General features: G+C 40.7%; 22 protein-coding genes, 2 pseudogenes and 1 other annotated feature (1 of these 25 only partly in view). Of the genes and pseudogenes, 18 read left to right on the top strand and 6 right to left on the bottom strand.

What is annotated here, in order from left to right; translation table 11 throughout:
• Window positions 1-71: a binding site (T-box leader), on the top strand; it begins 139 nt to the left of the window's first position.
• A gap of 44 nt (window positions 72-115) precedes the next feature.
• From ileS to LEUCM_RS08350, 5 genes are all read left to right on the top strand, one after another.
• Complete coding sequence (gene ileS / locus LEUCM_RS08365) at window positions 116-2,902, top strand: isoleucine--tRNA ligase (protein ID WP_025015839.1); 2,787 nt, start codon at window positions 116-118, stop codon at window positions 2,900-2,902.
• A 171-nt stretch (window positions 2,903-3,073) separates the two neighbouring features.
• Window positions 3,074-3,616: a TetR/AcrR family transcriptional regulator gene (locus tag LEUCM_RS08360; protein ID WP_025015838.1), complete on the top strand. Its 543-nt coding sequence runs from the start codon at window positions 3,074-3,076 to the stop codon at window positions 3,614-3,616.
• A 320-nt stretch (window positions 3,617-3,936) separates the two neighbouring features.
• Window positions 3,937-4,077 (top strand): hypothetical protein, encoded by a 141-nt coding sequence (locus tag LEUCM_RS09870; RefSeq protein WP_011374465.1) that lies wholly within the window; start codon window positions 3,937-3,939, stop codon window positions 4,075-4,077.
• Window positions 4,078-4,092: 15 nt separating this feature from the next.
• The gene (locus LEUCM_RS08355) at window positions 4,093-4,500 is read left to right on the top strand and encodes a PTS sugar transporter subunit IIA (protein WP_025015837.1); all 408 of its coding nucleotides are present in this window, start codon (window positions 4,093-4,095) and stop codon (window positions 4,498-4,500) included.
• Window positions 4,501-4,676: 176 nt separating this feature from the next.
• Complete coding sequence (locus LEUCM_RS08350) at window positions 4,677-6,749, top strand: DNA topoisomerase III (protein WP_025015836.1); 2,073 nt, start codon at window positions 4,677-4,679, stop codon at window positions 6,747-6,749.
• Window positions 6,750-6,874: 125 nt separating this feature from the next.
• Here the strand turns inward: LEUCM_RS08350 and LEUCM_RS08345 are convergent, their stop codons facing one another.
• Together LEUCM_RS08345 and LEUCM_RS08340 are read right to left on the bottom strand one after the other, a co-directional pair.
• The gene (locus LEUCM_RS08345) at window positions 6,875-7,729 is read right to left on the bottom strand and encodes a DNA/RNA non-specific endonuclease (protein ID WP_025015835.1); all 855 of its coding nucleotides are present in this window, start codon (window positions 7,727-7,729) and stop codon (window positions 6,875-6,877) included.
• A 110-nt stretch (window positions 7,730-7,839) separates the two neighbouring features.
• Window positions 7,840-8,831, bottom strand: a pseudogene (locus LEUCM_RS08340) (LacI family DNA-binding transcriptional regulator).
• A gap of 138 nt (window positions 8,832-8,969) precedes the next feature.
• Between LEUCM_RS08340 and LEUCM_RS08335 the strand changes: the two are divergent.
• The 7 genes from LEUCM_RS08335 to LEUCM_RS08305 all read left to right on the top strand — a co-directional run bounded on the left by LEUCM_RS08335 (window position 8,970) and on the right by LEUCM_RS08305 (window position 17,607).
• Window positions 8,970-10,136: a galactokinase gene (locus tag LEUCM_RS08335; RefSeq protein WP_016264959.1), complete on the top strand. Its 1,167-nt coding sequence runs from the start codon at window positions 8,970-8,972 to the stop codon at window positions 10,134-10,136.
• A 25-nt stretch (window positions 10,137-10,161) separates the two neighbouring features.
• On the top strand, window positions 10,162-11,154 hold the full coding sequence (galE, locus tag LEUCM_RS08330; protein WP_025015834.1) for a UDP-glucose 4-epimerase GalE: 993 nt from the start codon (window positions 10,162-10,164) through the stop codon (window positions 11,152-11,154).
• A gap of 10 nt (window positions 11,155-11,164) precedes the next feature.
• Entirely contained in the window at window positions 11,165-12,661 is a 1,497-nt protein-coding gene (gene galT / locus LEUCM_RS08325) for a UDP-glucose--hexose-1-phosphate uridylyltransferase (RefSeq protein ID WP_025015833.1), read from the top strand.
• Between the two features lie 45 nt (window positions 12,662-12,706).
• The gene (locus LEUCM_RS08320) at window positions 12,707-13,747 is read left to right on the top strand and encodes an aldose epimerase family protein (protein WP_016264962.1); all 1,041 of its coding nucleotides are present in this window, start codon (window positions 12,707-12,709) and stop codon (window positions 13,745-13,747) included.
• 106 nt (window positions 13,748-13,853) lie between these two features.
• Complete coding sequence (locus tag LEUCM_RS08315; protein ID WP_011374475.1) at window positions 13,854-14,054, top strand: cold-shock protein; 201 nt, start codon at window positions 13,854-13,856, stop codon at window positions 14,052-14,054.
• A gap of 384 nt (window positions 14,055-14,438) precedes the next feature.
• Window positions 14,439-15,698 (top strand): tyrosine--tRNA ligase, encoded by a 1,260-nt coding sequence (gene tyrS, locus LEUCM_RS08310; RefSeq protein WP_011374476.1) that lies wholly within the window; start codon window positions 14,439-14,441, stop codon window positions 15,696-15,698.
• 481 nt (window positions 15,699-16,179) lie between these two features.
• Window positions 16,180-17,607: an MFS transporter gene (locus LEUCM_RS08305; RefSeq protein WP_016264963.1), complete on the top strand. Its 1,428-nt coding sequence runs from the start codon at window positions 16,180-16,182 to the stop codon at window positions 17,605-17,607.
• 20 nt (window positions 17,608-17,627) lie between these two features.
• Here the strand turns inward: LEUCM_RS08305 and LEUCM_RS08300 are convergent, their stop codons facing one another.
• The 3 genes from LEUCM_RS08300 to LEUCM_RS08290 all read right to left on the bottom strand — a co-directional run bounded on the left by LEUCM_RS08300 (window position 17,628) and on the right by LEUCM_RS08290 (window position 20,445).
• Window positions 17,628-18,500, bottom strand: coding sequence for a hypothetical protein (locus LEUCM_RS08300; protein WP_016264964.1), 873 nt, complete (start codon window positions 18,498-18,500; stop codon window positions 17,628-17,630).
• 68 nt (window positions 18,501-18,568) lie between these two features.
• The gene (locus LEUCM_RS08295) at window positions 18,569-19,765 is read right to left on the bottom strand and encodes a toxic anion resistance protein (RefSeq protein ID WP_016264965.1); all 1,197 of its coding nucleotides are present in this window, start codon (window positions 19,763-19,765) and stop codon (window positions 18,569-18,571) included.
• Window positions 19,765-20,445 (bottom strand): 5-bromo-4-chloroindolyl phosphate hydrolysis family protein, encoded by a 681-nt coding sequence (locus LEUCM_RS08290; protein ID WP_011374480.1) that lies wholly within the window; start codon window positions 20,443-20,445, stop codon window positions 19,765-19,767. The genes LEUCM_RS08295 and LEUCM_RS08290 overlap by 1 nt, the downstream gene beginning before the upstream one ends.
• A 190-nt stretch (window positions 20,446-20,635) precedes the next feature.
• Between LEUCM_RS08290 and LEUCM_RS08285 the strand changes: the two genes are divergently transcribed.
• The 6 genes and pseudogenes from LEUCM_RS08285 to LEUCM_RS08260 all read left to right on the top strand — a co-directional run bounded on the left by LEUCM_RS08285 (window position 20,636) and on the right by LEUCM_RS08260 (window position 24,407).
• The gene (locus LEUCM_RS08285) at window positions 20,636-21,178 is read left to right on the top strand and encodes an NUDIX hydrolase (RefSeq protein ID WP_011374481.1); all 543 of its coding nucleotides are present in this window, start codon (window positions 20,636-20,638) and stop codon (window positions 21,176-21,178) included.
• An 11-nt stretch (window positions 21,179-21,189) separates the two neighbouring features.
• Entirely contained in the window at window positions 21,190-21,480 is a 291-nt protein-coding gene (locus LEUCM_RS08280) for a hypothetical protein (RefSeq protein ID WP_011374482.1), read from the top strand.
• 42 nt (window positions 21,481-21,522) lie between these two features.
• Window positions 21,523-22,215 (top strand): 5'-methylthioadenosine/adenosylhomocysteine nucleosidase, encoded by a 693-nt coding sequence (locus LEUCM_RS08275; protein ID WP_011374483.1) that lies wholly within the window; start codon window positions 21,523-21,525, stop codon window positions 22,213-22,215.
• 378 nt (window positions 22,216-22,593) lie between these two features.
• On the top strand, window positions 22,594-22,854 hold the full coding sequence (locus tag LEUCM_RS08270) for a zinc ribbon domain-containing protein (RefSeq protein WP_011374484.1): 261 nt from the start codon (window positions 22,594-22,596) through the stop codon (window positions 22,852-22,854).
• 106 nt (window positions 22,855-22,960) lie between these two features.
• Window positions 22,961-23,416, top strand: coding sequence for an ASCH domain-containing protein (locus LEUCM_RS08265; protein WP_016264966.1), 456 nt, complete (start codon window positions 22,961-22,963; stop codon window positions 23,414-23,416).
• A gap of 15 nt (window positions 23,417-23,431) precedes the next feature.
• Window positions 23,432-24,407, top strand: a pseudogene (locus tag LEUCM_RS08260) (S66 family peptidase).
• A gap of 368 nt (window positions 24,408-24,775) precedes the next feature.
• On the opposite strand, the gene LEUCM_RS08250 reads toward LEUCM_RS08260, so the two are convergent.
• Window positions 24,776-25,501: an energy-coupling factor ABC transporter ATP-binding protein gene (locus tag LEUCM_RS08250; RefSeq protein ID WP_016264968.1), complete on the bottom strand. Its 726-nt coding sequence runs from the start codon at window positions 25,499-25,501 to the stop codon at window positions 24,776-24,778.
• Between the last annotated feature and the right edge of the window lie 3 nt (window positions 25,502-25,504).

The raw sequence follows: 25,504 nt of genomic DNA, 5'->3' as shown, positions 1-25,504 counted from the left end.
CCGTTAACGCATCTTAAGGAGGGTCTTTGACTCTCAAAATTAGGTGGTACCACGAAGATTTCGTCCTATACGGGGCGGGGTCTTTTTTTGTTTTAAAAAATTGAGGAGTGATTTAATGCGTATCAAAGAAACATTAAACTTGGGTAAGACAGCTTTCCCAATGCGAGCAGGTTTGCCTAATCGTGAAATCGATTGGCAAAAAGGTTGGGCCGATAACAACCTTTATCAACAACGGCAAAAATTAAATGAAGGTAAACCATCATTCGTACTTCATGATGGGCCTCCATTTGCTAACGGTAATATCCACATGGGTCACGCCTTAAATAAAACAAGTAAAGATATCATCGTTCGTTACAAATCAATGAACGGTTTCCGCGCACCTTTTGTCCCTGGTTGGGATACACATGGTTTGCCAATCGAACAAGCCTTGGCTAAAAAGGGTATTAAACGGAAGGAAATGAGCCTTGTTGACTACCGTAAACTTTGTTACGACTATGCCATGGAACAAGTCAACACGCAACGCCAAGATTTCAAACGCCTTGGTATTTCTGCTGATTGGGATAATCCATACATCACTTTAACAGCTGATTTCGAAGCTGAAGAAATTCGTGTCTTCGGTGAAATGGCTAAAAAAGGCTATATCTATAAAGGTAAGAAGCCCGTTTACTGGTCACCTTCATCAGAATCAACATTAGCTGAAGCTGAAATTGAATACAAAGACATCAAGTCACCATCAATGTACGTTGCGTTTAACGTTGTTGATGGTAAAGATTTATTAGATGCTGACACAAAATTCATCATCTGGACAACAACACCATGGACAATTCCTGCTAACTTAGGGATTGCTGTTAACCCAGCTTTTGATTATGTTCAAGTATTAGCTGACGGTCAAAAATACGTTGTTGCTGCAGAACGTTTGAACAAGATGACTGATCTTCTTGGTTGGGAATCAGTTGAAATCTTGAAGACTTTCAAGGGTGCTGACATGGAATTAATGACAGCCCGCCACCCATTATATGACCGTGAATCATTGGTGATCTTAGGGAACCACGTGACATTAGAAACTGGGACTGGTTTAGTGCATACGGCACCAGGTCACGGTGAAGATGATTACAACGCTGGGACAAAATATAAGTTACCAGTGCTTTCAGTCGTTGACAGCAAAGGGATTATGACTGAAGATGCCCCTGGCTTTGAAGGTGTTTATTACGACAAAGCAAACCCAATGGTGATAGAAGCGCTTGAAAAGAACGGCTCATTATTGAAACTCGACTTCTTCACGCATAGTTACCCACATGACTGGCGGACAAAGAAACCAGTTATCTTCCGAGCAACAGCACAATGGTTTGCTTCAATCGATGCGTTCAGAGATCAAATCTTGGCACAAATCGAAAAAGTTGAATTCATGCCAGAATGGGGTAAGACGCGTCTTTACAACATGATTCGTGATCGTGGCGATTGGGTTATCTCTCGTCAACGGGCATGGGGTGTGCCATTACCAATCTTCTACGCTGAAGACGGTACAGAAATCATCACACCAGAAACAATCGAACGTGTGGCACAACTCTTTGCAGAACACGGTTCAAACGTTTGGTTTGAATGGGATGCTAAAGACTTATTACCAGCTGGCTTTACACATCCTGGTAGCCCAAATGGTGAATTTACAAAAGAAAAAGATATCATGGATGTTTGGTTTGATTCAGGTTCATCACATCAAGCTGTTTTAGCTGCTCGTGATGAATTAACTTATCCAGCAGACTTAATCTTAGAAGGTTCAGATCAATATCGTGGTTGGTTTAACTCAAGTTTAATCACGAGCGTTGCGGTTGGCGAAGTGAGCCCTTATAAGGCTGTTATCTCACAAGGCTTCGTCTTAGACGGTAATGGTCGTAAGATGAGTAAATCACTTGGGAATACAATCCTACCTGAAAAGATCATTAAACAAATGGGTGCAGATATTGTCCGCCTCTGGGTAGCCTCAGTCGATGCTAGTTCAGATGTGAAAGTGACAATGGAAAACTTCCAACAAGTCAGTGAAGCTTACCGGAAGATCCGGAACACAATGCGCTTTATGATCGCTAACACAACCGACTTTGATCCTGCCAAAGACACAGTTGATTACGCAGAATTAGGCTCAGTTGATAAGTTCATGTTGGTTCGCTTAAACGCAATCATTGAAAGTTGTAAAGCTGCTTACGATGCTTACGATTTTGCCACAGTTTATAAGACAATCAATATGTTCTTAACGAACGAATTATCAGCCTTCTACTTAGACTTTGCTAAAGATGTTGTTTATATTGATGGCCAAAATGATGCGCCTCGTCGTAACATGCAAACTGTTTTCTATGCAGTAGCAGTTGCCTTGACGAAGTTATTAACACCAATCTTGCCACATACAGCTGAAGAAATCTGGAGCTACTTACATGAACCAGAAGAATTCGTTCAATTAGCTGAAATGCCAGAAGTGGCACATTTTGCCGGTGAAGAAGACTTAGTCGCTACATGGAATGCTTTCATGGGTATTCGTGACGATGTCTTAAAAGCCCTTGAAACGGCCCGGATGGACAAGGTCATCGGTAAGTCATTAGAAGCTGCCGTAACACTTTATCCAAACGAAGCCAATGCTGCTTTATTAGCTTCATTAGATGCTGACGTTAAACAATTATTGATTGTCTCACAATTAACAATTGCTGACCAAGCTGTAGAAGCCCCAGCAGAAGCCACACAATTTGACGGCGTTGCTGTTAGTGTTGCTCATGCCGAAGGTGACGTTTGTGATCGTTGTCGGATGATTAAGACCGATGTCGGTTCAGACGACAAGTTCCCAATGCTTTGTGCGCGTTGTGCTGCGATTGTCACAGCCAACTACCCAGAAGCAGTTGCTGAAGGTTTAGAAAAATAAACATGATGCTTAAAAAAGCTCAGATATACCGCGTTATTGCGGCAATCTGAGCTTTTTTTGTTCGAAAAATTTGATAACGATTACATTAATCTTAGTCTTTGTTAATGTTTAAACATGACTTATCATTTTTTTGATAAACTAGAAGAGGAAAAATTAAGAAGGGGTGGGTAAATGAGGAAAGGACAAGTTATGAAGCAACATATGGCATTAATTTTAATGCAATTATTATCAAAGAAACGGCAACGAAAATTAACCGTCGCTGAGTTTTTAGAACAGGCAGAGGTCTCACGAACGACCTTTTATTATCATTTTCCAAATGGGATGTGTGGTCTGTTTAGATGGACATTAGAGCAAGAGGTACTAGCGCTGGTGAGGCAGGCGATTTGCGCCGGCCACTGGGAAGAGGGCTGTCACGAGATGGTCCAATTCATTATGCGTTATCCTGAATTTTGTTTAAATCTCTATCGTTTCTCGGATGAAATGCTGCGTTGTGCTTTCTTTGAATCCTTCACAACGACTGTCTTTAAACAAGTACTTGAAAAATATCGACCACACTATACTGATTCGGAGTTGAAAGACTTTGAGATCTTTTACAGTGGGGCACTCATTAACCAAATTGATCGTTGGTTTGAAGGTAATTTAAAAGAATCTGGCGAGGCCGTTGATGTGCGCGTCTGTTTTAATTTACGTCAAATCGAACGGCTGATGAAATAACAACTGTACAAATGAAGCGTTTTGTTCGGGATTAGAACAAGACGGCGTGTTTGTCAGTGGTGATGAAATCATGATTTGGTAAACTAAGAGTGTACCAAAATAAAGGGAAACGCAACAACCATCATGGAAAGCTCGACCAATTGGTCGGGCTTTTTATGATAGTTACGTTGCAATATGATTGAACGAAAAATTGATTTATAGTCGTTTGATTGACTGTTATTAGACTGACTCTTTTACCCGTGTAACGGCCTCTGTTAAGCATTTTTGAATGCTATAATAAAAAAATCTTGAGTATTGTGATAACAATGGAGGAGTAAATTATGAAAGCCTATCAGACAATTTTATTATCGAGTATGGTTTTAAGTACACTAAACACGGGGACCGTATTAGCCGATACAGCTAATCAAAAAACAACTACGGATCAAACAGAACGGACCAAGGCCGTCAGAACTTACAGATAAAAGGATGATTAGCGAATGAGACAATTGATATTAGTCAGTCATGGTGATTTGGCCAAAAGTTATTTAACGAGTTTAGATATGATTGCCGGCGGGCATGATAATGTAACGGCCATCACCTTCGATTGTGAAATTAGTAAGACGTTATTAGGTGATCAAATTGAAGTTGCGCTTAAACCAGATGCACAAGAAGTGATAATCGTTGTTGATTTACCAGGCGGGATGCCATGTAATGTCGTACTAGAACGCTATTTAACAGATGAGCGCATCACAATTTTAGCCAGTTTGAACTTACCAATGATTTTAGAGCTTTATTTAAATCTTGGTCAGGCAGATTATCAAATGTCACAAGTGATTAAAACGGCTATTTGTAATACCTATGATGTGAAACAACAACTCAGTAACCAGACTGAAGACGATGAATAAAACTAAAAAGAGCAAGCCAAACATCTGGAAAAGATGAGGGGCTTGCTCTTTTTTGATATGTCAATACAAAGTAAAACTTTAATCTGTTCTCATTAGCTTATAGTTCATTCCCCTTTCAATATGCGTTATACTATTAGTCAGTAACTAATCTGAGCAATTAATTAAGAGGAATTTAAATGAGTAAAAAACTAGTCATTACCGAAAAACCGAGCGTTGCTAAAGAGCTCGCCAAGGTTCTAGGTACTAATCAGAAAACTAAAACCTATTTTGAAGGCGATCAATACGTAATTACATGGGCGTTTGGTCATCTTTTATCATTACAATTACCGGAAGATATTAAAAAAGAGTGGCAACAATGGCGTTTGGAAGATTTACCAATCATTCCTAAGCACATTGGGCTTAAACCACTTCCTAAAACGGGCGGGCAATTAAAGGCTATCAGCCATTTGGCACATCGTCAGGATATTTCAGGGGCAGTCATTGCGACTGATTCTGGTCGTGAAGGGGAAGCTGTTGCCCGTTATATTTTGGAATGGATTAAATTTGATAAGCCAGTCGAACGACTCTGGATTTCATCACAAACGACTAAGGCGATTAAAGAAGGCTTTGCCAATCTGAAACCAGCTAAGCAGTTTGATAATTTGTACGCTTCAGCGCTTGCGCGGGGCCATGCGGATTGGTTGATCGGCTTGAACGTCACGCGGGCCTTAACGACGAAATATGAAGATAATTTGTCAGCGGGTCGGGTTCAAACACCAACATTGGCTTTTGTGAACGAAACAGCGCAACAAATCAGTCGTTTTAAACCTGAAAAATATTACACAATTCAATTGAAAGTTGGCCAAGAACAAGCCACGCTCCAAATGGCTAAACCACAGGGCTTAAAAGACCGTGCGCAAGCCGAAACGCTAGTCGCTAAATTGAAGCAGGCACAAGGTAAAGTGGTTAGTGTCAAGACGAGCCAAAAATCACAAGCTGCACCACTGCCTTATGATTTGACGGAATTACAACAAGTTGCCAATGCGATGTACGGCTTGTCGGCTAAAAAGACGTTGTCATTGATTCAATCATTATATGAAATTCATAAAGTTGTTAGTTATCCGCGGACGGATTCTAAATATCTTTCAACAGATATTGAAGGCACATTGAAGGAACGTTTATCGGCCTTAGTGAAGTTTGATCCGCGCGCCAAACAATACTTAGGGCAGGGCGCTAAAGTGAAACAACCGGCTGTTTTCAACGATCGAAAGGTCACTGATCACTACGCCTTAATTCCAACCGAAGAACCAGTCAGAGCTGAAAAATTATCTACCGATGAATTGCGGATGTACCGTTTAATTGTCGAACGCTTTATGGGCTTGTTTGCGGATCAATATGTCACAGCCGTTACAAAAGCGACTGTTCAGTTTGGTGATCACACCTTTACCTTCAAACAAACTAAAGTCGTTCAACAAGGTTGGCACGCGGATTCAAAAGAAACACCAACTACAAGTGTTGATTGGCAAGAAGGCGCAGTGGTGCCTGCTGACTTTTCAATTAAGGAACAATTAACATCAGCGCCGAAACCCTTAACTGAAGGGACCTTATTAGGTAAGATGGAACACTATGGCTTGGGCACACCAGCAACGCGGGCCGAAATTATCGAAAAATTGGTGCGTAGTGAACTCTTAGAACGCCGTGGCCATTCCTTAGCAGTGACACCTAAGGGGCAACAACTGTTGAAATTGGTTAATAAAACATTGGTCTCACCAGAATTGACCGGTAAATGGGAGAATTCATTAGAGGCGATTGCGCGTGGTCAAGAAAATCAAAAAGCGTTCATCACTGAAATCGAAGCGGCCACTAAGACCTTGGTTTCTGAGATTAAAAAGAGTGAAACTGAATATCACGATTTCGCGATTACCAACAAGAAATGTCCAGAATGTGACCATCCGTTGAAGGAGCGTAATACGCGTGACGGCAAGGTTTACGTCTGCACAAACTGTCATTATCGGCGTCGTAAAGATCCCAAAGTTTCCAACCATCGGTGCCCACAATGTCATAAGAAAATGGTCATCATTGAAGGACAAGCCGGTGCTTATTTCCGTTGCTTGAATGATGGAACGACAGAAAAAATGCTCGATAAAAAAGATTGTAAGAAGAAAATTTCAAAACATGAAGAACGCCGCCTAATTCAAAAAGTAAACCAAGAAGAAGAGCCAGCTGAAAGTCCACTAGCAGCAGCATTGCGCAAGGCAATGGAGAAATAACGGATTCAAAAAAAGTATGCGGTTAATATTTGAATATAAACATAACTCGTATATAAATTAGTATTATTTCAATTTATAAAAAGAAGCAGTCCCCGTTAGAAAACCTAACCGTGGCTGCTTCTTTTTTAGAATCGATTTTTGATATTATTGACGGTATTTTCTGTCCCTTTTACAATCGGATGATTATCTTTTACTTGAATGTTGGCATCTAAGTGAGAACGACCGGTTGCGTAGTCAAAGGCGACGCCGGGTTCGATGTTCCAGACATAATCGTTGAAATTAAGGGTGCCATCTGTCGAGATGGCTTGGACCCAGTAACCGCGGGGCATTAATTCATTACCACGAAAGACGGTTGTCACTTTATAGATTACTTTTTTATTAGCGGCCAGTGCGTTACGGACCTTTTCTTCGAAAATCTGCATTGTCTTTTGATTACTATATTCGGTTTGAGTCGCCAGGTTTAACGGATTATCTAAACTACCTGGCTGCCCCGATTGAAAGTGACCATTTTGATCAAAATTAAAACTAATGGTGTAAGCAATCAGGTGGCCACGGTTTTGAGGTGTGATGCGGCGACCGTTGACGACCAGTGGTTGATTATGCCAACCAGTCGGATTCCAAACTTGGCGTGAGCGCCCTTCAGATTTCCCTAGGTTGCGGGAAGACAGATAGGCTGTTGCCGAAGTGGTTCGATTGAGTTGATCTAATTGGCCGTAATCGATTTTTTCGCTGGTCCAATCTGCACTAGTCAACTGGCTTTTGTCGTTGTTGATGGCAAGATAAGCGGCGCTGCCATTTTCAAAGTCGCGGTTAGCAATTGCCTGATAATCGGGACTGACTTGCGCCTGTTGTATGGTGGATTGTGTAATGGCGGGGATTTTCTGGGTGATATCTTGCAGGATATTATTGCGACCACCCAAATAACCAATCGCAAGGATGGCGACGGTTAATAATAGCCGACGCATTTTTTTCGTTTTCAAAATAGTGACTCCTAACATTATCTGATTTTACTATTATACCGTGGAATGGGAATAAGATATGGTAAAAAAGGGCTGGGACAAAATTTACTTTTGTCCCAGCCCCATACTCATTATTTTGAACTATTACGCAATGTTAGTGACGTCCCAATCGTAATGACTTGTGGAATGACTTGTTCCGCGTCGAGTTGCTTAATTAATAATTCAGCTGCTGATTGGCCCATTCGTTCGGTGTAGACCTTGACCGAGCTGAGTGTTGGGAACGTGTATTGGCAGATTGACGTGTCATTAAAGCTAATCAAACTGAGTTGCTCAGGCACTTTGATGGCTGCTTCGTGAAGGGCGCGCAGTGCGCCAACCGCCATGGCGTCGTTAGCGATGAAGAGTGCTTCTGGTAAGTTATCGGCCTGTTCATGAAGTAACTGTGTAATGAGCTGGTAACCAGATTCCGGTGTGAAATCGCCGGTAAGTAGCCATTCGGGATGGAAGTTGTTTTGCTTTTTAAGATAATGTTTGAAGTGGGTTGAGCGGGGGTCGGTGCCCAATTTAACATTGTCGGACGTGCCTTCTTGGCCTGTTAACATCCCGATTTTCGTTAAACCACTCGCCATAAAATGATCGACAACTGCTTTGACCGGTGTTTTGAAATCGGTCATGACACAACTAATCTCGTAGTCTAAGGTATTCATATCAATAAAGACGAGATTGCGGTTTAATTTCTTTAAACGGGTAATCTGACCCAAGCTGTATTTACCGATGACAATGACACCCGCGGCATCAAAAAGGGTATCGAAAGGATCGTTTTGAAAAAAACGAGTGACTTCAAAACCGAGTTCTTGCAGCTTCTTTTCAACGCCCAGGCGAATTGATAGGTAGTAGAGGTCTTCCAATTCTTCTGTAGCGGTATACCATTCGACAATGGCGATGCGGCCCCGATGGTTATTATTTTTTTAGTATTTTTAGTGTAGCTAAGGCTTTCAGCAGCTTCAAAAATGCGTTGGCGGGTTTCATCACTCACAGAAAGGGACTGATCGTAATTTAAAACCCGGGAGACAGTTGCGTTTGAAACTTTAGCTAATTGTGCGATATCTTTAATAGTTGCCAAGGTGCACCTCTCAATTCAGTGTTTACTACTATCTAGTTTAGCATACTACCCGAAAATAATGCGCGCGTTAAAAAAATAGTTTGATTTTTTAGTAAATGTTTAGTAAAATGAAAGCGATTAATAAAGGAGGAATTTACTATGAACATGACAGAATTGAATACCGCATTTAAAGCAGCCTACAACAAGGAACCTGAAGCAAGTTACTTTGCCCCTGGTCGGATCAACTTAATTGGTGAACATACAGATTATAACGGCGGACACGTTTTCCCAACAGCAATCACATTAGGGACATACGCAGTCGTTGCTAAACGTGAAGACCAAACAATCAATCTTTTATCAGGCAACTTCGAAGATGCCGGTGTCATTTCATTTGACCTTAGCGATTTATCATATCAAAAAGCACACAACTGGGCCAACTATCCTAAAGGCATGATTGTTTACTTACAAGAACAAGGTTATACAATCGATCATGGTTTGGATATTTATTTAAAAGGTAATATTCCCAATGGTGCTGGTTTATCATCGTCAGCTTCAATCGAATTATTAATGGGTGTTATTTTAGAAGACCAATTCAACTTAGATATCGACCGTGTGGACCTTGTTAAAACAGGGATGATGGTTGAAAATAAATTTATCGGTGTTAACTCAGGTATCATGGATCAATTCGCAGTTGGGATGAGCAAGGCTAACCACGCTATTTTACTTGATACCAACACCTTGGATTATGATTTGGTCCCAATCGACTTACAAGACAACGTGATCATCATCATGAACACTAACAAACGTCGTGAATTAGCTGATTCTAAATATAACGAACGTCGTAGTGAATGTGAAAAAGCATTAGCGATTTTACAAACTAAGAATGATATCAACTCATTAGGTGATTTAGATAACGAAACATTTGATCTACAAACATACATGTTACAAGACGAAAACCTATTAAAACGTGCTCGCCATGCTGTATCTGAAAACCAACGGACAATGAAGGCTAGAGAAGCCCTCAAGAACAATGACCTTGAACGCTTCGGTAAGTTAGTGAACGCATCACACGTGTCATTACAATTTGATTATGAAGTAACAGGGATTGAATTAGATACATTAGTTCAATCAGCTTGGCAACAACCTGGCGTCTTAGGTGCTCGGATGACTGGTGCTGGCTTTGGCGGTTGTGCCATCGCGATTGTTGCAAAAGACCAAGTTGAAAACTTTGAAGAAAATGTTGCTAAAGCTTATACAGATAAAATTGGTTATGCCCCAAGCTTCTATGTCGCAGAAATCGCTGACGGTGCTAAGAAGTTAGGTTAATCATTAAATTAGGAGGGGTTTCAATATGTCAATTCTAGTATTAGGCGGTGCCGGTTATATCGGTTCCCATACAGTTGATCAATTAATTGAACGCGGTTATGACGTCGCAGTTGTCGATAATTTAGTTACGGGACATAAGGCAGCGATTAACGCCAATGCCCGTTTTTATAAGGGTGACGTACGCGATAAAGAATTTATGCGCAACGTTTTCCAACAAGAAGACGTTAGTGGTGTCATTCACTTTGCTGCCTTTTCAATCGTGCCAGAATCAATGCAATCGCCATTAAAATATTTTGACAACAATACTTATGGGATGACGGCGTTACTTGAAGTGATGAACGAATTCGGCGTTAAACGGATCGTCTTTTCATCAACGGCGGCGACTTATGGGGAACCTAAGGCAATTCCAATTAAGGAATCCGACCCACAAGTGCCAACTAATCCTTACGGTGAAAGTAAGTTGATGATGGAAACAATGATGAAGTGGGCCGATAAAGCTTATGGCATCAAGTTTGTCGCCTTACGCTATTTCAACGTGGTCGGTGCCAAATCAGATGGTTCAATTGGTGAAGATCATCATCCAGAAACGCACTTGTTACCAATCGTGTTGCAAGTCGCTGCTGGTAAACGTGATCAATTATCAATCTTTGGTGACGACTACGATACGCCAGATGGCACAAACGTCCGCGATTACGTGCACGTTTTAGATTTAGCGGACGCGCACATCTTGGCCTTTGAATATCTCAAAGACGGCCATGATAGCAACGCCTTTAACTTGGGCTCATCAACTGGCTTTTCAAATATGGAAATTGTCGAAGCTGCTCGTAAAGTGACTGGCAAGGCAATTCCTGTGACGATGGCCCCTCGTCGTGCCGGTGATCCAAGTACATTGATTGCCGCAAGTGACAAAGCACGTGAAACGCTTGGCTGGGCCCCTAAATATGACAATATGGAAGCAATTATTGAAACCGCATGGAATTGGCACTTAAACCATCCTAATGGTTATGCAGATCGGTAGAGGAAAGAATATGCAAGCAAGAGAATTGATTCAAAAGTTTATTACAAAAGTCAGCACTTTTCCAGAAACAACTTATACGGCTGAAGATGAACAATATTTATTTAACGTTGTCCTCGACTTAGTTGGCGAAGGTGATGAGACACCAGTTGTTGCACAAGAGACGACAACTTTGATTGACTTGAAAGAAGCATTGGTCCAATTGGCAGTTGACCATCAGCGTATTCAAGATTTAGCGGCTGAACGCGATATTTTGGGCGCTAAGTTGATGGATTTGGTGACACCATTGCCAAGTGCCGTTAACAAACGTTTTTGGACGTTATACGAAAAGGACCCAGAAAAGGCGCTAGCTTATTTCTACGAATTAAGCCAAGCCAACGATTATATCAAGGTTGCTGCAATCGCGAAGAATATCGCTTATGATGTACCCACTAAATATGGCGATTTAGAAATTACGATTAACCTCTCAAAACCTGAAAAAGATCCTAAACAAATTGCGTTAGCTAAAACGATGAAACAAACGGGTTATCCTAAATGCCAACTTTGTTTAGAAAATGAAGGGTATGCGGGTCGGTTGGATTTCCCAGCGCGGCGTAATCATCGCATTGTGCGCTTTGATTTAGAACAACAAACATGGGGCTTCCAGTATTCGCCATATGCTTATTTCAATGAACATTCAATCTTCTTGGATGGCAAACACGAACCAATGGTGATTGATCAAACCACGTTTAAAAACCTACTACAAATTGTTAAGCAGTTCCCTGGCTACTTTGCCGGGAGTAATGCTGATTTGCCTATCGTAGGGGGCTCAATTTTAACGCATGAACATTATCAAGGCGGCCGGCATGATTTTCCAATGGCCAAAGCACCAATCAGCACACCACTTCAATTTGCGGGTTATGATGATATTCAAGCCGGAATTGTTGAATGGCCAATGTCGGTTATTCGCTTGACGGGTAGTGATGCTAAGCGCATTGAAACACTTGCTGCTGACATTCTGACTAAGTGGCAACACTACAGTGATCCAGAAGTCCAAGTCTTAGCGCAAGAAGCAGACGGGACACTGCATCACACCATCACACCGATTGCGAGAATGCGTGGGGATCAATATGAAATTGATTTGGTCTTACGTGACAATCAAACATCGCCAGAACATCCAGATGGTATTTATCATCCACACGCAGATGTTCAACATATTAAAAAAGAAAATATTGGTTTAATCGAAGTCATGGGCTTAGCGATTCTACCACCACGTTTGAAGTCTGAAATGGCAGAAGTTGAAAAATACCTCTGTGATCAACCAAATGAAATGGCCGCTTATCACAAAACATGGGCTGACCAAATCAAGGCTGATCATTTAGCAATCACACCAGCCAATGTTACAACATTGGTTCAAAATGAAGTCGGTAAAGTCTTCATGCGTGTTTTAGAAGATGCGGGTGTCTTCAAGCGCGATACAAAAGGACAAGCAGCATTTATCAAATTTACAGAGCGTGTCAACAATGCCTAAAAAGTGTTGCTGACAACCCGTTAAAAATCAATTGGAGGTCAAGTCATGAAATATTGGCGTCAGGAATTTGGGACGATTAATGGTCAGACTGTTTGGCAACATTGGTTAGAAAATAGTCAGGGCTATCAATTAGCAGTTATCGATTATGGGGCAACCATCACGAATTTAGTGATGCCCGATAAGGCGGGACAATTTAAAAATGTGGTAATCGGTTACGATAATTTAGCGGATTATCTCAAACAAGAAGCTTACTTTGGCGCGACTGTTGGCCGGGTAGCCGGTCGAATTGGTAAAGGGGCCTTCACATTAGACGGCCACGATTATCAATTACCACTTAATAACGGCGAAAACACCAATCATGGTGGTCCTAATAGCTTTGAATCTCAAGTTTGGCAAGCAAGCGTTGAAGAACAAGCCGACGCAATTAGCGTTACTTTTAAATTAACAAGTCCTGACGGTGCCAATGGCTTCCCAGGGAACTTATCAGTTGCGACGACTTATACCTTGAATGAAAAAAATGAATGGTTGGTTGATTATCAAGCAACATCCGACCAAACAACGCTTTTCAACCCAACTTGTCACGTTTATTTAAACTTAACCGGGGACTTCGATCAATTAGTTGACGGTCATCAATTGCAAATCGACAGTGATCGTTTCGGCGAAATTCAACCAGATGGTCTACCAACCGGGCAATTATTGCCAGTTGATCAAACTGTTTTCGATTTACGGCAACCACGTGCAATCGCTGATGCTTTTGCTAGTCAAGAAACACAAAATAAATTGGTAAATGGCTACGATCACCCATTCTTATTAAATAAAAATGCTGATCGAAATGATGCGGTTTTAACCGAACCAACTAGTGGTCGCTCGCTAACGATTAATACGGAAGGTAATGCAATTGTCATCTACACTGCCAACGGTTTCGGGAGCGAACCAAACTTGACTGATAAAGCGATTCAACCGCACGAAGCGGTCGCAATTGAAGCCCAAATGATGCCGGATGCGATTCATCATGCGGACTTTGGCAATGTTATTTTAAAGGCCAATGAACAGTACCATCGGCAAACATGTTACAAGTTAAATTAATCAGAGTTTCTGATTGCATGCGGTTACAAAATCACGTATAATGAACTTGTTTAGAAGACCAATACGGTTGGCTAGATAATATAGTGTATTTTAAAGGAGTAACATCATGGAAAAAGGAACAGTAAAATGGTTTAACAATGAAAAAGGTTTTGGTTTTATCTCAGTTGAAGGCCAAGACGATATCTTCGTACATTTCAGTGCTATCCAAGACGAAGGCTTCAAATCATTAGAAGAAGGCCAAGCCGTAGAATTCGACATCGTTGAAGGTACACGTGGCGCACAAGCTGCTAACGTTAAAAAACTATAATCTTAAAAAAGATTAATGATACTTTGAAGAAGGTGCCGGACTGATTAGTCTGTGGACCTTCTTTTTAATAGATTGATGATAATTAGATTGACAAGCAGGGTTAAATCGATTAACGTATAACCATAGTTAAATATCAATGACCGCGTAATGAGTAGAGAATAAGCCACTATATCAGAGAGCTGGGATTGCTGGAAACCAGTATATGCTTAGAATCGAATTACAATACGCTAAGTGGTCAGACGTGTGATTGACGTACCAATCAATGAGTGATGCTAGGCAACTAGCATAATTCGGGTGGTACCGCGAACTTAAACTTTAAGTCGTCCCTATAATCTTCTCACGAGGATTATAGGGACTTTTTTTATTATATTAGGAGGGTTTCAAATGCAAAAGAATATTATTGATGAATTAACATGGCGCGACGCAATTAACCAACAAACAGATGCTGACGGTTTACGTGAATTAACTGAAAAGAAGAGTATCTCATTATACTGTGGGGTTGATCCTACTGGCGATAGTATGCATATCGGGCATTTAATTCCCTTCATGATGATGAAACGTTTCCAATTAGCTGGACATCATCCATATATCGTTATCGGTGGGGGAACAGGTTCAATCGGCGATCCAAGTGGTCGTAAATCAGAACGTCAACTCCAAACAATGGAAATGGTCCAACACAACGTTGAAGCTTTATCTGGCCAAATGAAACGTTTATTCGGCGAAGATGCCAATGTTTCAATGGTTAACAACTACGACTGGTTATCAAAAATTTCATTGTTAGATTTCTTACGTGATTACGGTAAGTTATTCAACATCAACACAATGTTGGCTAAAGACGTGGTTGCTAGTCGTTTAGATGTTGGGATTTCATTTACTGAATTCACATACCAAATCTTACAATCAGTCGATTTCATGCACCTTTACAAAGCACACGATGTGCAACTACAAATCGGTGGTGCTGATCAATGGGGTAATATTACTTCAGGGATCGATATGATTCATAAAATTGAAGGTAGCGAAACAGAAGTCTACGGCTTAACAATTCCATTGATGCTCAAGGCTGACGGGACGAAGTTTGGTAAGACAGCTGGCGGTGCCATCTGGTTAGATCCTGAAAAGACAACCCCATATGAATTCTACCAATTCTGGTTAAACCAAGATGACCGGGATGTTGTTAAATACTTGAAATACTTCACTTTCTTAGATGAAGCTGAAATTAACGAACTCGCTAAAACAGTTGAAACAGCCCCTGAAAAACGTGAAGCACAACGTCGTTTAGCTGAAGAAGTGACACGTTTTGTTCACGGCCAAGCTGAATTAGAAGGTGCTCAAAAGATTACGGAAGTACTTTTCTCAGGTGATATCAAAGCCTTAGATGTCAAAGAAGCAGAACAAGCCTTCCAAAAAGCACCAACAGTTGAAATCACAGCTGAAAAGAAAAACATCGTTGATTTCTTAGTGGATGCTGGAATTGAATCATCAAAACGGCAAGCACGTGAAGATGTGCAAAATGGGGCCATCACAATTAACGGTGACCGTCTCCGCGAAACAACACTTGAAATTGACCCAAGCGAAAACTTCGAAGGTAAATTTGTCATTGTCCGTCGAGGCAAGAAAAAATACTTCTTGGCAAGAGTAAAATAAGTGCGTTCAGGCTTGGTCAACTTTTGAGCATTAACACAAGGAAGCGAATTAGCGACATAGTCGATGATTTGATTCACAGCGCTAAGCGCAGAAAGTTAGCTTGAAAAGCACGTTAAATAAAGTGAGTGATGACTCGAGTTGGTTAGGCTTTGAGGATTAACGTAAAAAGAATATTATGGTATTTTTTACCATAATACTCTTTTGGTAGTTAACCGGAAAAGGCTACTCGAGAAGCATGTTAAAATAAATGAGTGCGTTCAAACCGGGTATGTTCTGAGGACTAGCATAGCAAGGCGAATGATTGCTGCAAGCAATCGTTTGACTTGTGTAGCTAAACGCAGGAACATGGTTTGAAGAGCACGTTAAAAATCACCCCCAACCCTCTTTTCGAGCGTTTGGGGGTGATTTTTTATATTTAATTTTCTGAAAGAAGGGTATACTTATTATTAAATAAATTGAAAAGAAAGAAAGTGACTTACAGATGGCGTTAAGTTATGCAGATAATCCGCAGGTTCAAAAGAATCGTTGGCGGATATTAACGGCGGTGGGGCTTTTTACCTTCATGGCCACCCTCGATGGGAGTATCGTCAATATTGCGTTACCTGTCATGAGTCGGGATTTGAAAATTCCGATGAATCAATCAGAATGGATCGTCTCGATTTATCTGATTATGATTTGTGCACTACTGCTATTATTTGGTAAAGTTGGCGATGCCTTCGGGAAAGTTAAAGTTTTCAAGATTGGGACTCTTCTTTTCGTATTGGGCTCATTACTATGTGGGTTTAACGGTGGCCTACCATTGCTACTTGGTGCGCGGGTCGTTCAAGCGCTAGGAGCTTCAATGACAATGAGCAATAATAATGGGATTATCACCGAAGTTTTCCCATTAAAAGAACGGGGCCGAGCATTAGGGTTAACCGGTTCATTTGTGGCTTTAGGCAGTATCGCGGGTCCCGGGATTGGTGGTTTAATCCTCGCGCACTTTAGTTGGGGCTATATTTTCTGGATTAACGTGCCAATTGGTATTTTAACAATTATTTTTGGGCATTTTATTTTACCAAAAGATATTATTAAAACGCATGAAAAAATTGATTATGCCGGATTTGTCAGTTTTGCGGCTTTGATTGTCAGCTTGTTCCTTGGCATTTTTATCGGCCAACAAATTGGCTTTACATCACCAATCATTTTAACGGCTTTTGTGGTAGCCTTGATCAGTGCCGGGATTTTTGTTTGGATCGAACAACATGTTGAACAGCCCTTATTATCATTTAGATTATTCAAAAATGTTGATTTTAGCTTGAGTTTATTATGTGCATTCTTAATTTTTATCGTTAATTTCTTCTTCAACGTCATTTCACCATTCTATTTGGAAAATGCATTGGGTTTAGCGCCTAATTTGGCCGGTTATAGTTTAATGATTTTCCCAATTGTGCAAGTGGTTGTAGCACCGATTGCTGGTAGTATTTCAGATAAAATTGGCCCAGAGCTATTAACTTTTGTCGGCTTGATTTTAATCTCAATTAGCCAAGTCGGTTATATGTTGATGAATTTACAAACGCCAATTTGGTTATTCATGTTCTTCGTCGGTTTAGTCGGACTGGGCAATGGGATTTTCCAAGCGCCCAATAACACGATCGTCATGAGTTCAGTTGGGGTTCAAGACTTGGGGGTCGCCGGTGGGATTAACGCCTTAGCGCGTAACTTAGGCATGGTCTTTGGAATTTCACTATCGACAACAGTCTTGTACGCCGCAATGAGTCGTAATTACGGTCAAAAAGTAACGGGGTACATTCCAGGTCACGCGGACGTCTTCATTGCCGGGATGCACGATGCTTTCATGGTCGCCTTGGTTATTTGCTTGATTGCGACAGCCTTAACAGGTTGGCGAATGTTGAAACATCGTCATTAAAATAAAAGCCATCAATTCTTTTAGGAATTGATGGCTTTTTCGTTAGCTGAAATTTGGCGGCTCTTAATCAAATACTGTGCGAGCGTTATGATAATCAGAAGGTTACTGAACTGAAAATGATACCGCTGGAGCGGCAATCCGACAAGAAGCACTAATAAAAGGATTAAGTAGTCTTTTTGTCGTACGGTTTGAGCAGGTTTAAGATTGATGAAAACCCCTATCATTAGGGCGAATATGAAAAAGAGTGTGATGAAGTAAAATAGGTTAAACGTTGGTTCTGATGGTGCTCTGAGTTCTAAGTAGTTACTTAGAATTAAACCCCATAAATTAATGATTAAGTAAAGATGGCGTTTGGAAAAGGGTATTGGTTTGAAGGCCATTTTTGTGATAAATAATCGTGTAAAAAGCCAGATGCCCCAAATACCGATTAAGGTTTGACTGAGATAAACAATCATTAAAATGAAAGTAATTCGAGAATTAAAAACCGATGCTACTGCTGTTATACCAACACTTGTGTTGGTGAAAAAAGCAACTACGGTGAGTGTGATATCAGATAATCCAAGTATCAATAAACTCGTCAAGGCGAGATATACGTTAATTTGACATCTTATCTGATAAATTAAAATGGCTAATAATAAACATAATATTACTGCCGTGATATCCGATACCAATATGCCTTTTGGTGCCATACGGCAGACGAGTCTATAGGACCACTCAAAGAATGGAAAATCCCAAAATAGATTTTCGTTACCAGTTAGATCAATCAAACGGGTGTATAATTCGCTAGTCAGCCGGATGACACTCATACTGATCTGGCCTAGAAGAACGATCAATAAAAACCAATGACTGACTCGGGGGTGACCAATAATTTTCCAATTTTTCTTTTTAAACATCTACAAGAACCCTACTTTCCAACATAAAAACTGATTATAACATAAAAAAAGCACTCAGTTGAGTGCTTTTAGTTGACATTCTTAGGACCCGCGTTATTTGTTGTCTGGCCTTGTGTGTAGGCTAATAAATGATCACGTAAGTCATTTTCCATGTGGTTTAATTCTTTTTCAGCCATTTGCCGTTTTTCGTGACCTTCTTGTTGAATCTTCAAGGTTTCTTGAAGGGTTTCGACTAAGTCGTTTTGGGTCTTTTGAAGGGTTTCGATATCAACGACGCCACGTTCGTTTTCCTTAGCAGTTTCAATTGATGACATCTTCAACATCGCACTATTTTTCTTCAAGAGATCGTTAGTTGTTTCGGAAACTTGGCGTTGTGCAGTGACCGCATCTTTTTGACGGAGGAGGGTCAAGGCGATTGCGACTTGATTCTTCCAAAGCGGAATAGCGGTGTTAATTGAGGCTTGAATTTTTTCAGCGAGCGCTTGGTTCGTATTTTGGATTAAGCGAATTTGTGGCGCTTGTTGGAGCGTAATTTGACGGGCTAACTCTAAATCATAAGTCCGCTTTTCAAGCCGGTTCTTAAATTGATTGAGATCATTGACCTCTTGCACAGCCATTTGATTGTTGTCATTTTCGGCTTTCGCCATAGCAGCTGGGATCTCAGTTTGATCGAGCGCTTGCATCTTGAGTTGACCAGCGGCGATGTAGATATTCAGTGCATCAAAGTAGGCTTTGTTTTTAGCGTATAGACCTTCCAATGTTTCGTTATCGCGCATTAAACCGTCTTTTTCTTTTTCCAGTTTAATCGCAATCCCGTCGATTTGAGCACCAATCTTTTGATACTTAGCAGTGACTTCGTAAACTGATTTTTTAATCTTACCAAACATCCGCTTGAAAACGTTGCTGTCTTCAGCCCGTAATTCGTCCGGGTTAGCTTCGTTTAGACGATACATCAATGAAGTTAGTGCGTCGCCGATTTCACCAGTTTCTTGGCTTTGAACTTGATTCAACATTGTTTGCGAAAAAGCACCCAGTTTCTTTTGGGCCTGAGCGCCGTAATTGAGAACTGCTTGTTGATCGTTAACGTCTAATTGTTCAGCCAATTGTTGGGCTTGTTGTTGTTGTTCAGGTGAGAGTTGGTTTAGTAATTCTTCACCTGATTTTTTTTCAACCGTTTCTTCAGTAACGGCAGGGGTCGCTTGATCAAATGGGTCTTTTAATAAATCACTCATTAAATCATCTTGTTTTTCGGTAACGTCTGTCATTAGTTTTCCTCCTTGTGATCAGGGGTTGTTTGTTGTTTTGCAACTGAGATTTCAGTGTCGAGATCATCTAAATCATCGGCCACAAAAGTCGCGTAGTCTTGCTTAATTTGTTGGCTCAAAGCATCGATTGCTTCGGCAGATTTATCCAAAACAGCGTAGGTATCAGCCGTCTTAACTTCATGATGACTAATCTCGATGAATTTGCGCGTTAGTTCATTAATTGAAGGTAAGTGACGATAGAGAAAATCGCTAGCTAAGTGCAAGCGTTTGGGTTCCTTGACGATTGCTTGGAACATGGCTTGACTGACACGCGTTGTTTCTTGATTTAAATCAATCGCCTTTAATTTAGGAAGAGCTTGCATGTTAGTTGCCAAAGCTTGAACTTCAATTTCGGCTTGGTGCATTGTTGATCTGAAGAAATCAATCTCATCATCACTCATGCCGGCATCTTGATAGTGTTTCAGCATTTTATCTGAAATTTTGTGATTGGTTTTGTATTGGGGTTGTTGCTTAAGGCGTTTAAAACTGATTAGCATGTAGATCGCAGCGAGTAAGACACCTAGACCGACCCACAAGAAGTTATCCCAATCGCCATAGAAATCAAAAAGAGTTGCGAACGTTGGAATTGAAACTGCCATAATTAGAAAGCCAATACACCATATTTTTATTTTTTTAAACATTATTGTCAGCTCCTAAATTTATATTGATGAGTTCATTTTAACAGTAATTTCATTAAAAAGGTATCAGCCTAAGGATGGATATTTAATCCCAACCAAATAATGAACTTTTACGTACTGATAGCGGACGATTTCAAAAGCGCGTATAATGATTGACAAGAATGCAAACTTAATTAAAGGTGGTTAATTTTAAATGTCTTATGAGGAAAAGGTATTATCCGAAGAAACACTTTTTAAAGGGCATGTGATTGATCTAGCGGTTCAACAAGTTGCCTTGCCAGATGGTCAAACCGCCAGTCGCGAAATTGTCTATCACCATGGTGCGGTTGGGATTATTCCAATCACAGCTGATGGTGAGCTATTATTGGTACGACAATGGCGCGCACCAATGCAACGTGAAACGCTTGAAATTCCAGCGGGAAAAATTGATCTAGGTGAAACGGATTTGGCCAAGGTTGCTTTACGAGAATTAAATGAAGAAACAGGCTTAACGACGGCTAATTTACAACAAATTGCTGAATTTTTTACATCACCAGGTTTTTCTAATGAAAAAATGACGCTCTTTTATACGACGGCTCTAACCCCAGTTGCTAATAAACGTCCGTTAGATGATGATGAGTTTTTGAACGTTGAACGCTTAACACTCGCACAAGCGCAAGCAGCCGTTAAGAGTGGGCTCATTTGTGATGCCAAAACGATTATGGCACTATACTACTGGCAATTACAAAGCAAATAGGAGGGCTGACAATGGCTAATGAACCGAGTACGCGTGAAGCTTACCGCCAACAAAAAGAGGCGGAAGAAGCGGCTTTTAAACAACGCGATCAAGAACGGTTAAGAACCGAACGGGAATATGCCCGACAAAAGCAAAAGGCGGCTTTCAAGGCTGTGACCGATGACGCTCCGGAAAAGAAGCGTCGGCGTGAGAAAAAAGAAGATCTCCCAGCAGTTAAACGATTGAAGACTCGTTTGAACTGGGCGATTGGGATTACATTTGGATTAATTATAATCGTTTACTTGATCTTATTTTTCATATAAACTAGTAAAGTCGATTATTTTTAGGAAACGGAGAATATTAATATGAAAATTAGTGTCGTTTGTGCCATGGAAGAAGAAATTCGGACATTGTTAACGAAGTTAGAAGATGTTCAAGAACATACGGTGGCAGGCAATACCTTCTATAAAGGACAATTGTACGGTCATGAAGTCACGTTAGTTGAATCAGGGATTGGTAAAGTACAAGCTGGGATGACAACGGCGATTTTATTAGCCGAAGAAAAACCAGATGTTGTTATCAATACAGGTTCAGCTGGTGGGATTGGCGAAGGCTTACACATCGGTGACGTTGTGATTTCAAGTCAAGTCGCATATCATGATGCTGAAGCAACGGCCTTTGGTTATTTACCAGGACAATTACCACAACAACCCCAACGTTTTGAAGGGGATGCTAACACAGTTAAACAAATTGAAGCGGCTGCCAAAGCAGTTGACTTACAACCACGTGTTGGTTTAATCGTCACGGGTGACCAATTTATCGCCAGCCAAGATAAAATCAAAGCGATTAAGGAAATCTATCCAGAAGCCCTCTCTTGTGAAATGGAAGGCGCAGCGATTGGCCAAGTGGCAACCCAATTTGGGATTCCATTCGTTGTTATCCGTGCTATGAGTGATGTTGGTGATGAGGATGCCGGTGTAACGTTTGACGAATTCATCGTAGAAGCAGGCCAAAAATCAGCAGCAATGCTCCTCAACTTCTTGAAGAATATTAAATAAAAATGAGTGCTTTTGAAACGGGTTGACTCTGAGCATTAACTTAATTTGGCGGATTAGCGATGCAATCGCTGATTTGACAAATGTTGTTAAGCGCAAGAGTCAGTTTCGAAAAGCACGTTAAAGAAAGAATTGCTTTTGAAACGGGTTGACTCTGAGCATTAACTTAATTTGGCGGATTAGCGATGTAATCGCTGATTTGACAAATGTTGTTAAGCGCAAGAGCCAGTTTCAAAAAGCACGTTAAAAAAGAAGTGTGTTCAAACCCGGGATATTCCGAACACTAGCCTAACAAGGCGAATGGTTGCTGAAAGTAATCGTTTGACTTGTGACGCTAGGCAAAGGAATATGGGTTGAAAAGCACATTAATCAGGAGTTTCTATGGAAAAATTTTGTCAAAGTTGTGGCATGCCACTTTCACCAGCCAACCAAGGTCGTGAACAAGATGGCACCAAATCAACGCAATATTGCCAACTTTGTTACATTGATGGTCAATGGACAGAACCGACAATTACTTTTGAACAGATGTTAGCTAAAGGTATCGCGGGTCTTCGTGCTGATCAAACAACCGGTCAATTAAAAAAATGGTTCTTAATTAAAAGCTATCCGATGATGCTCAAAAAAATGAGACGGTGGCAATAAGTGACCAAGTAAGTCTAGCTTTGATGCTAGGCTTATTTTTTTTGGACAAAATGGCAATTTCTGTTAAACTAACGTCAATATCATAACTGGATGCGGAGGGTTACCAATGACATCAGAGGTTGAGCAATATTGGCAAACGTTTATTAAAGAACAAAATTTATCACCTGAACGGCAACCAGCAGAAATTTATTCATTTGGAAATACAGTGCAAATGGCTAATGAATTAGCGGTACTAGTCATTAGTAGTCAAAAAACGGCAACTACTTCGGCCATTGACTTGTATGAACCTAATGAGCATGTACCTCAGGCTGGTGATTATAATATTATATTAGATGGACAAGGGAAACCCGCTGCGATTACTAAAACAATGAGCTGTAAAATTATTGCTTATAATAAGGTATCGGCTGATCATGCTTATTTAGAAGGTGAGGGTGATCGAACACTTGATTATTGGCGAGCGGTTCATGAACCTTTTTTTACGGCTGAATATGCCGAGTTAAACCGAACATTTGAGCCAACGATTCCTTGTTTATGTGAACAATTTATGGTGGTTAAGTCTTAGAGGAGTGTGAGGAAAATGATTCCCAAACGATTATCAAAAGGCGATGAAATTCGGGTCATCGCACCTAGCAATAGTTTACAAAGTGTGGGCGGGTTTACCGCCAATCAAGCGGCGCTCAAACGCCTAAACGACCTCGGTTATCAGGTAACATTTGGTCAAAATGTGACGGTAATGGACTGTCTTAATTCAAGTCCAATTGAGGCGCGTGTTGCTGATTTACATGCCGCTTTTTTAGATGATAACGTTAAAGCAATTTTAGCGGTGACTGGTGGTTATAATGCCAACGAATTATTGCCATATCTCGATTTTGAATTGATTGCTAAACACCCTAAGATTATTTGTGGCTACTCTGATTTTACATCGTTGGCCAATGCGATTACCGCTAAGACCGGCTTAGTGACCTATTACGGCCCGTCTTACATCGCATTTAAATTAGCGGATCAACTCGGTGATTATCAAGTTCAAAATTGGCAAAAAGTGATGACTCAGGGCACGGATACGGTTCGGTTGACTGCATCTGCCCAATGGTCAAGTGATGCATGGTACTTGCCGGATGCTAAGCGCGACTATCACGACAATCAATGGCAGACATATGCCAAAGGCCGCGTAACGGGTGAGTTAGTGGGGGGGCAACTTGAACACGCTCTACACCTTACAAGGAACGTCTTATCAACCAAATTATGATCGTAAAATTTTATTGATCGAGTGTTCAGATGATTCTGATCGTTACGATTTTTCACGTAATCTAGCGGCACTCTTACAAAGTATTCGACAGCCACAGGCGCTGATTATCGGGCGAATCCCGACGGATGTTGATTTGGATGAAGAAATGCTCTTATATATTTTAGCGAAATTTCCAATTTTAAAAACGATACCAGTACTCTATAATGTCAATGTTGGGCATACGCAACCGATTCTGACATTACCAATTGGTCAGACAATTACGGTGGATGCGACGGAGAAATGGGTACAGATTGAAAATGATAGATAAAAAAGGCGGTAGTTAGATGGATTTGTATGGCGTGTTATTCATAATAACATTGATGATATTTTTACCGGAGCGTTATCGAGATTATGTTTATCTTAAACTAGGCTATTATCGGTATTTAATCCTTTTAGGGCTATTTTTAGCTTTAATAGCGACGCTCGTTAGCAACGAATTCTTCGTCTTTATTCCGATGGCGATTATTTTATCCTGTTTGGTTGCTTTTTTAGATTTTAGAAGTTTTAAAAAATTTATGAATCGAAATGAATAATGACTTTTGAGGCTGACACAAATTTATTTTTGTGCCAGCCTTTTTTAATAAAAAAACGCACCTTCATCAGAAGATACGTTTTTAGATTTATATTTTTAAATTATTATAACTGTCTTAAAGCTGCCATTAGGGCTGGTTGCCGTTGAATTTCCGTTAGCGGTAAATCATTGGTAATTTGATGGCCTTCGTTAAAAATAACAATTCGCTTAGCGATTTGTTGCACCTGTTCGTAGTTATGACTGGCAAGCAAAATGCTTTTGCCAGCCTGGTTCAGCTGTTGTAGTAGTTGAACTAATAGTGTCTGATAAGCTGCCGATAAGCCATTAAAGGGTTCATCCAAAATAATCATTTCGGGATTCATTGTTAAGATGCTCCCTAATGCGACTAATTTCTTTTCACCACCGGATAGTTGATAGGGGACTCGATCGGCGAGTTTTTCGATTTGAAGGAGTTTTAAGCAGTCTTGCACACGGGTTTGAACGGCTTCTTTAGACAGACCCATCTGTTCAGGACCAAAGGCGAGTTCGGCGAAAACCGTTTCGTTGAAGAGTTGCACATCACTGTTTTGAAAAACAAAGCCGACCGCACGATGTAAGGCGGTCGTTTGAACCGCATTTTTTAAAAATTGATGATCAACTAACTGGTCCTTAAAGTAATATTGGCCGGCCGTTGGTTCGATTAAGCCATTGATTAATTTGAATAAGGTTGATTTACCAGAACCGTTGGGCCCCATAAACGCGACTGCTTCACCAGGCTGAATAGTGAGCGAAATATCCGTTAAACTATCTGTTTGGGTGTAGGCATAGTGAATGTGATTGAGTTGTAGCATATT

It is taken from the genome of Latilactobacillus sakei subsp. sakei DSM 20017 = JCM 1157 (assembly GCF_002370355.1).
In the GTDB taxonomy this organism is placed as follows: Bacteria; Bacillota; Bacilli; order Lactobacillales; family Lactobacillaceae; genus Latilactobacillus; species Latilactobacillus sakei.
This window is presented reverse-complemented; position numbering and strand designations above follow the sequence as displayed.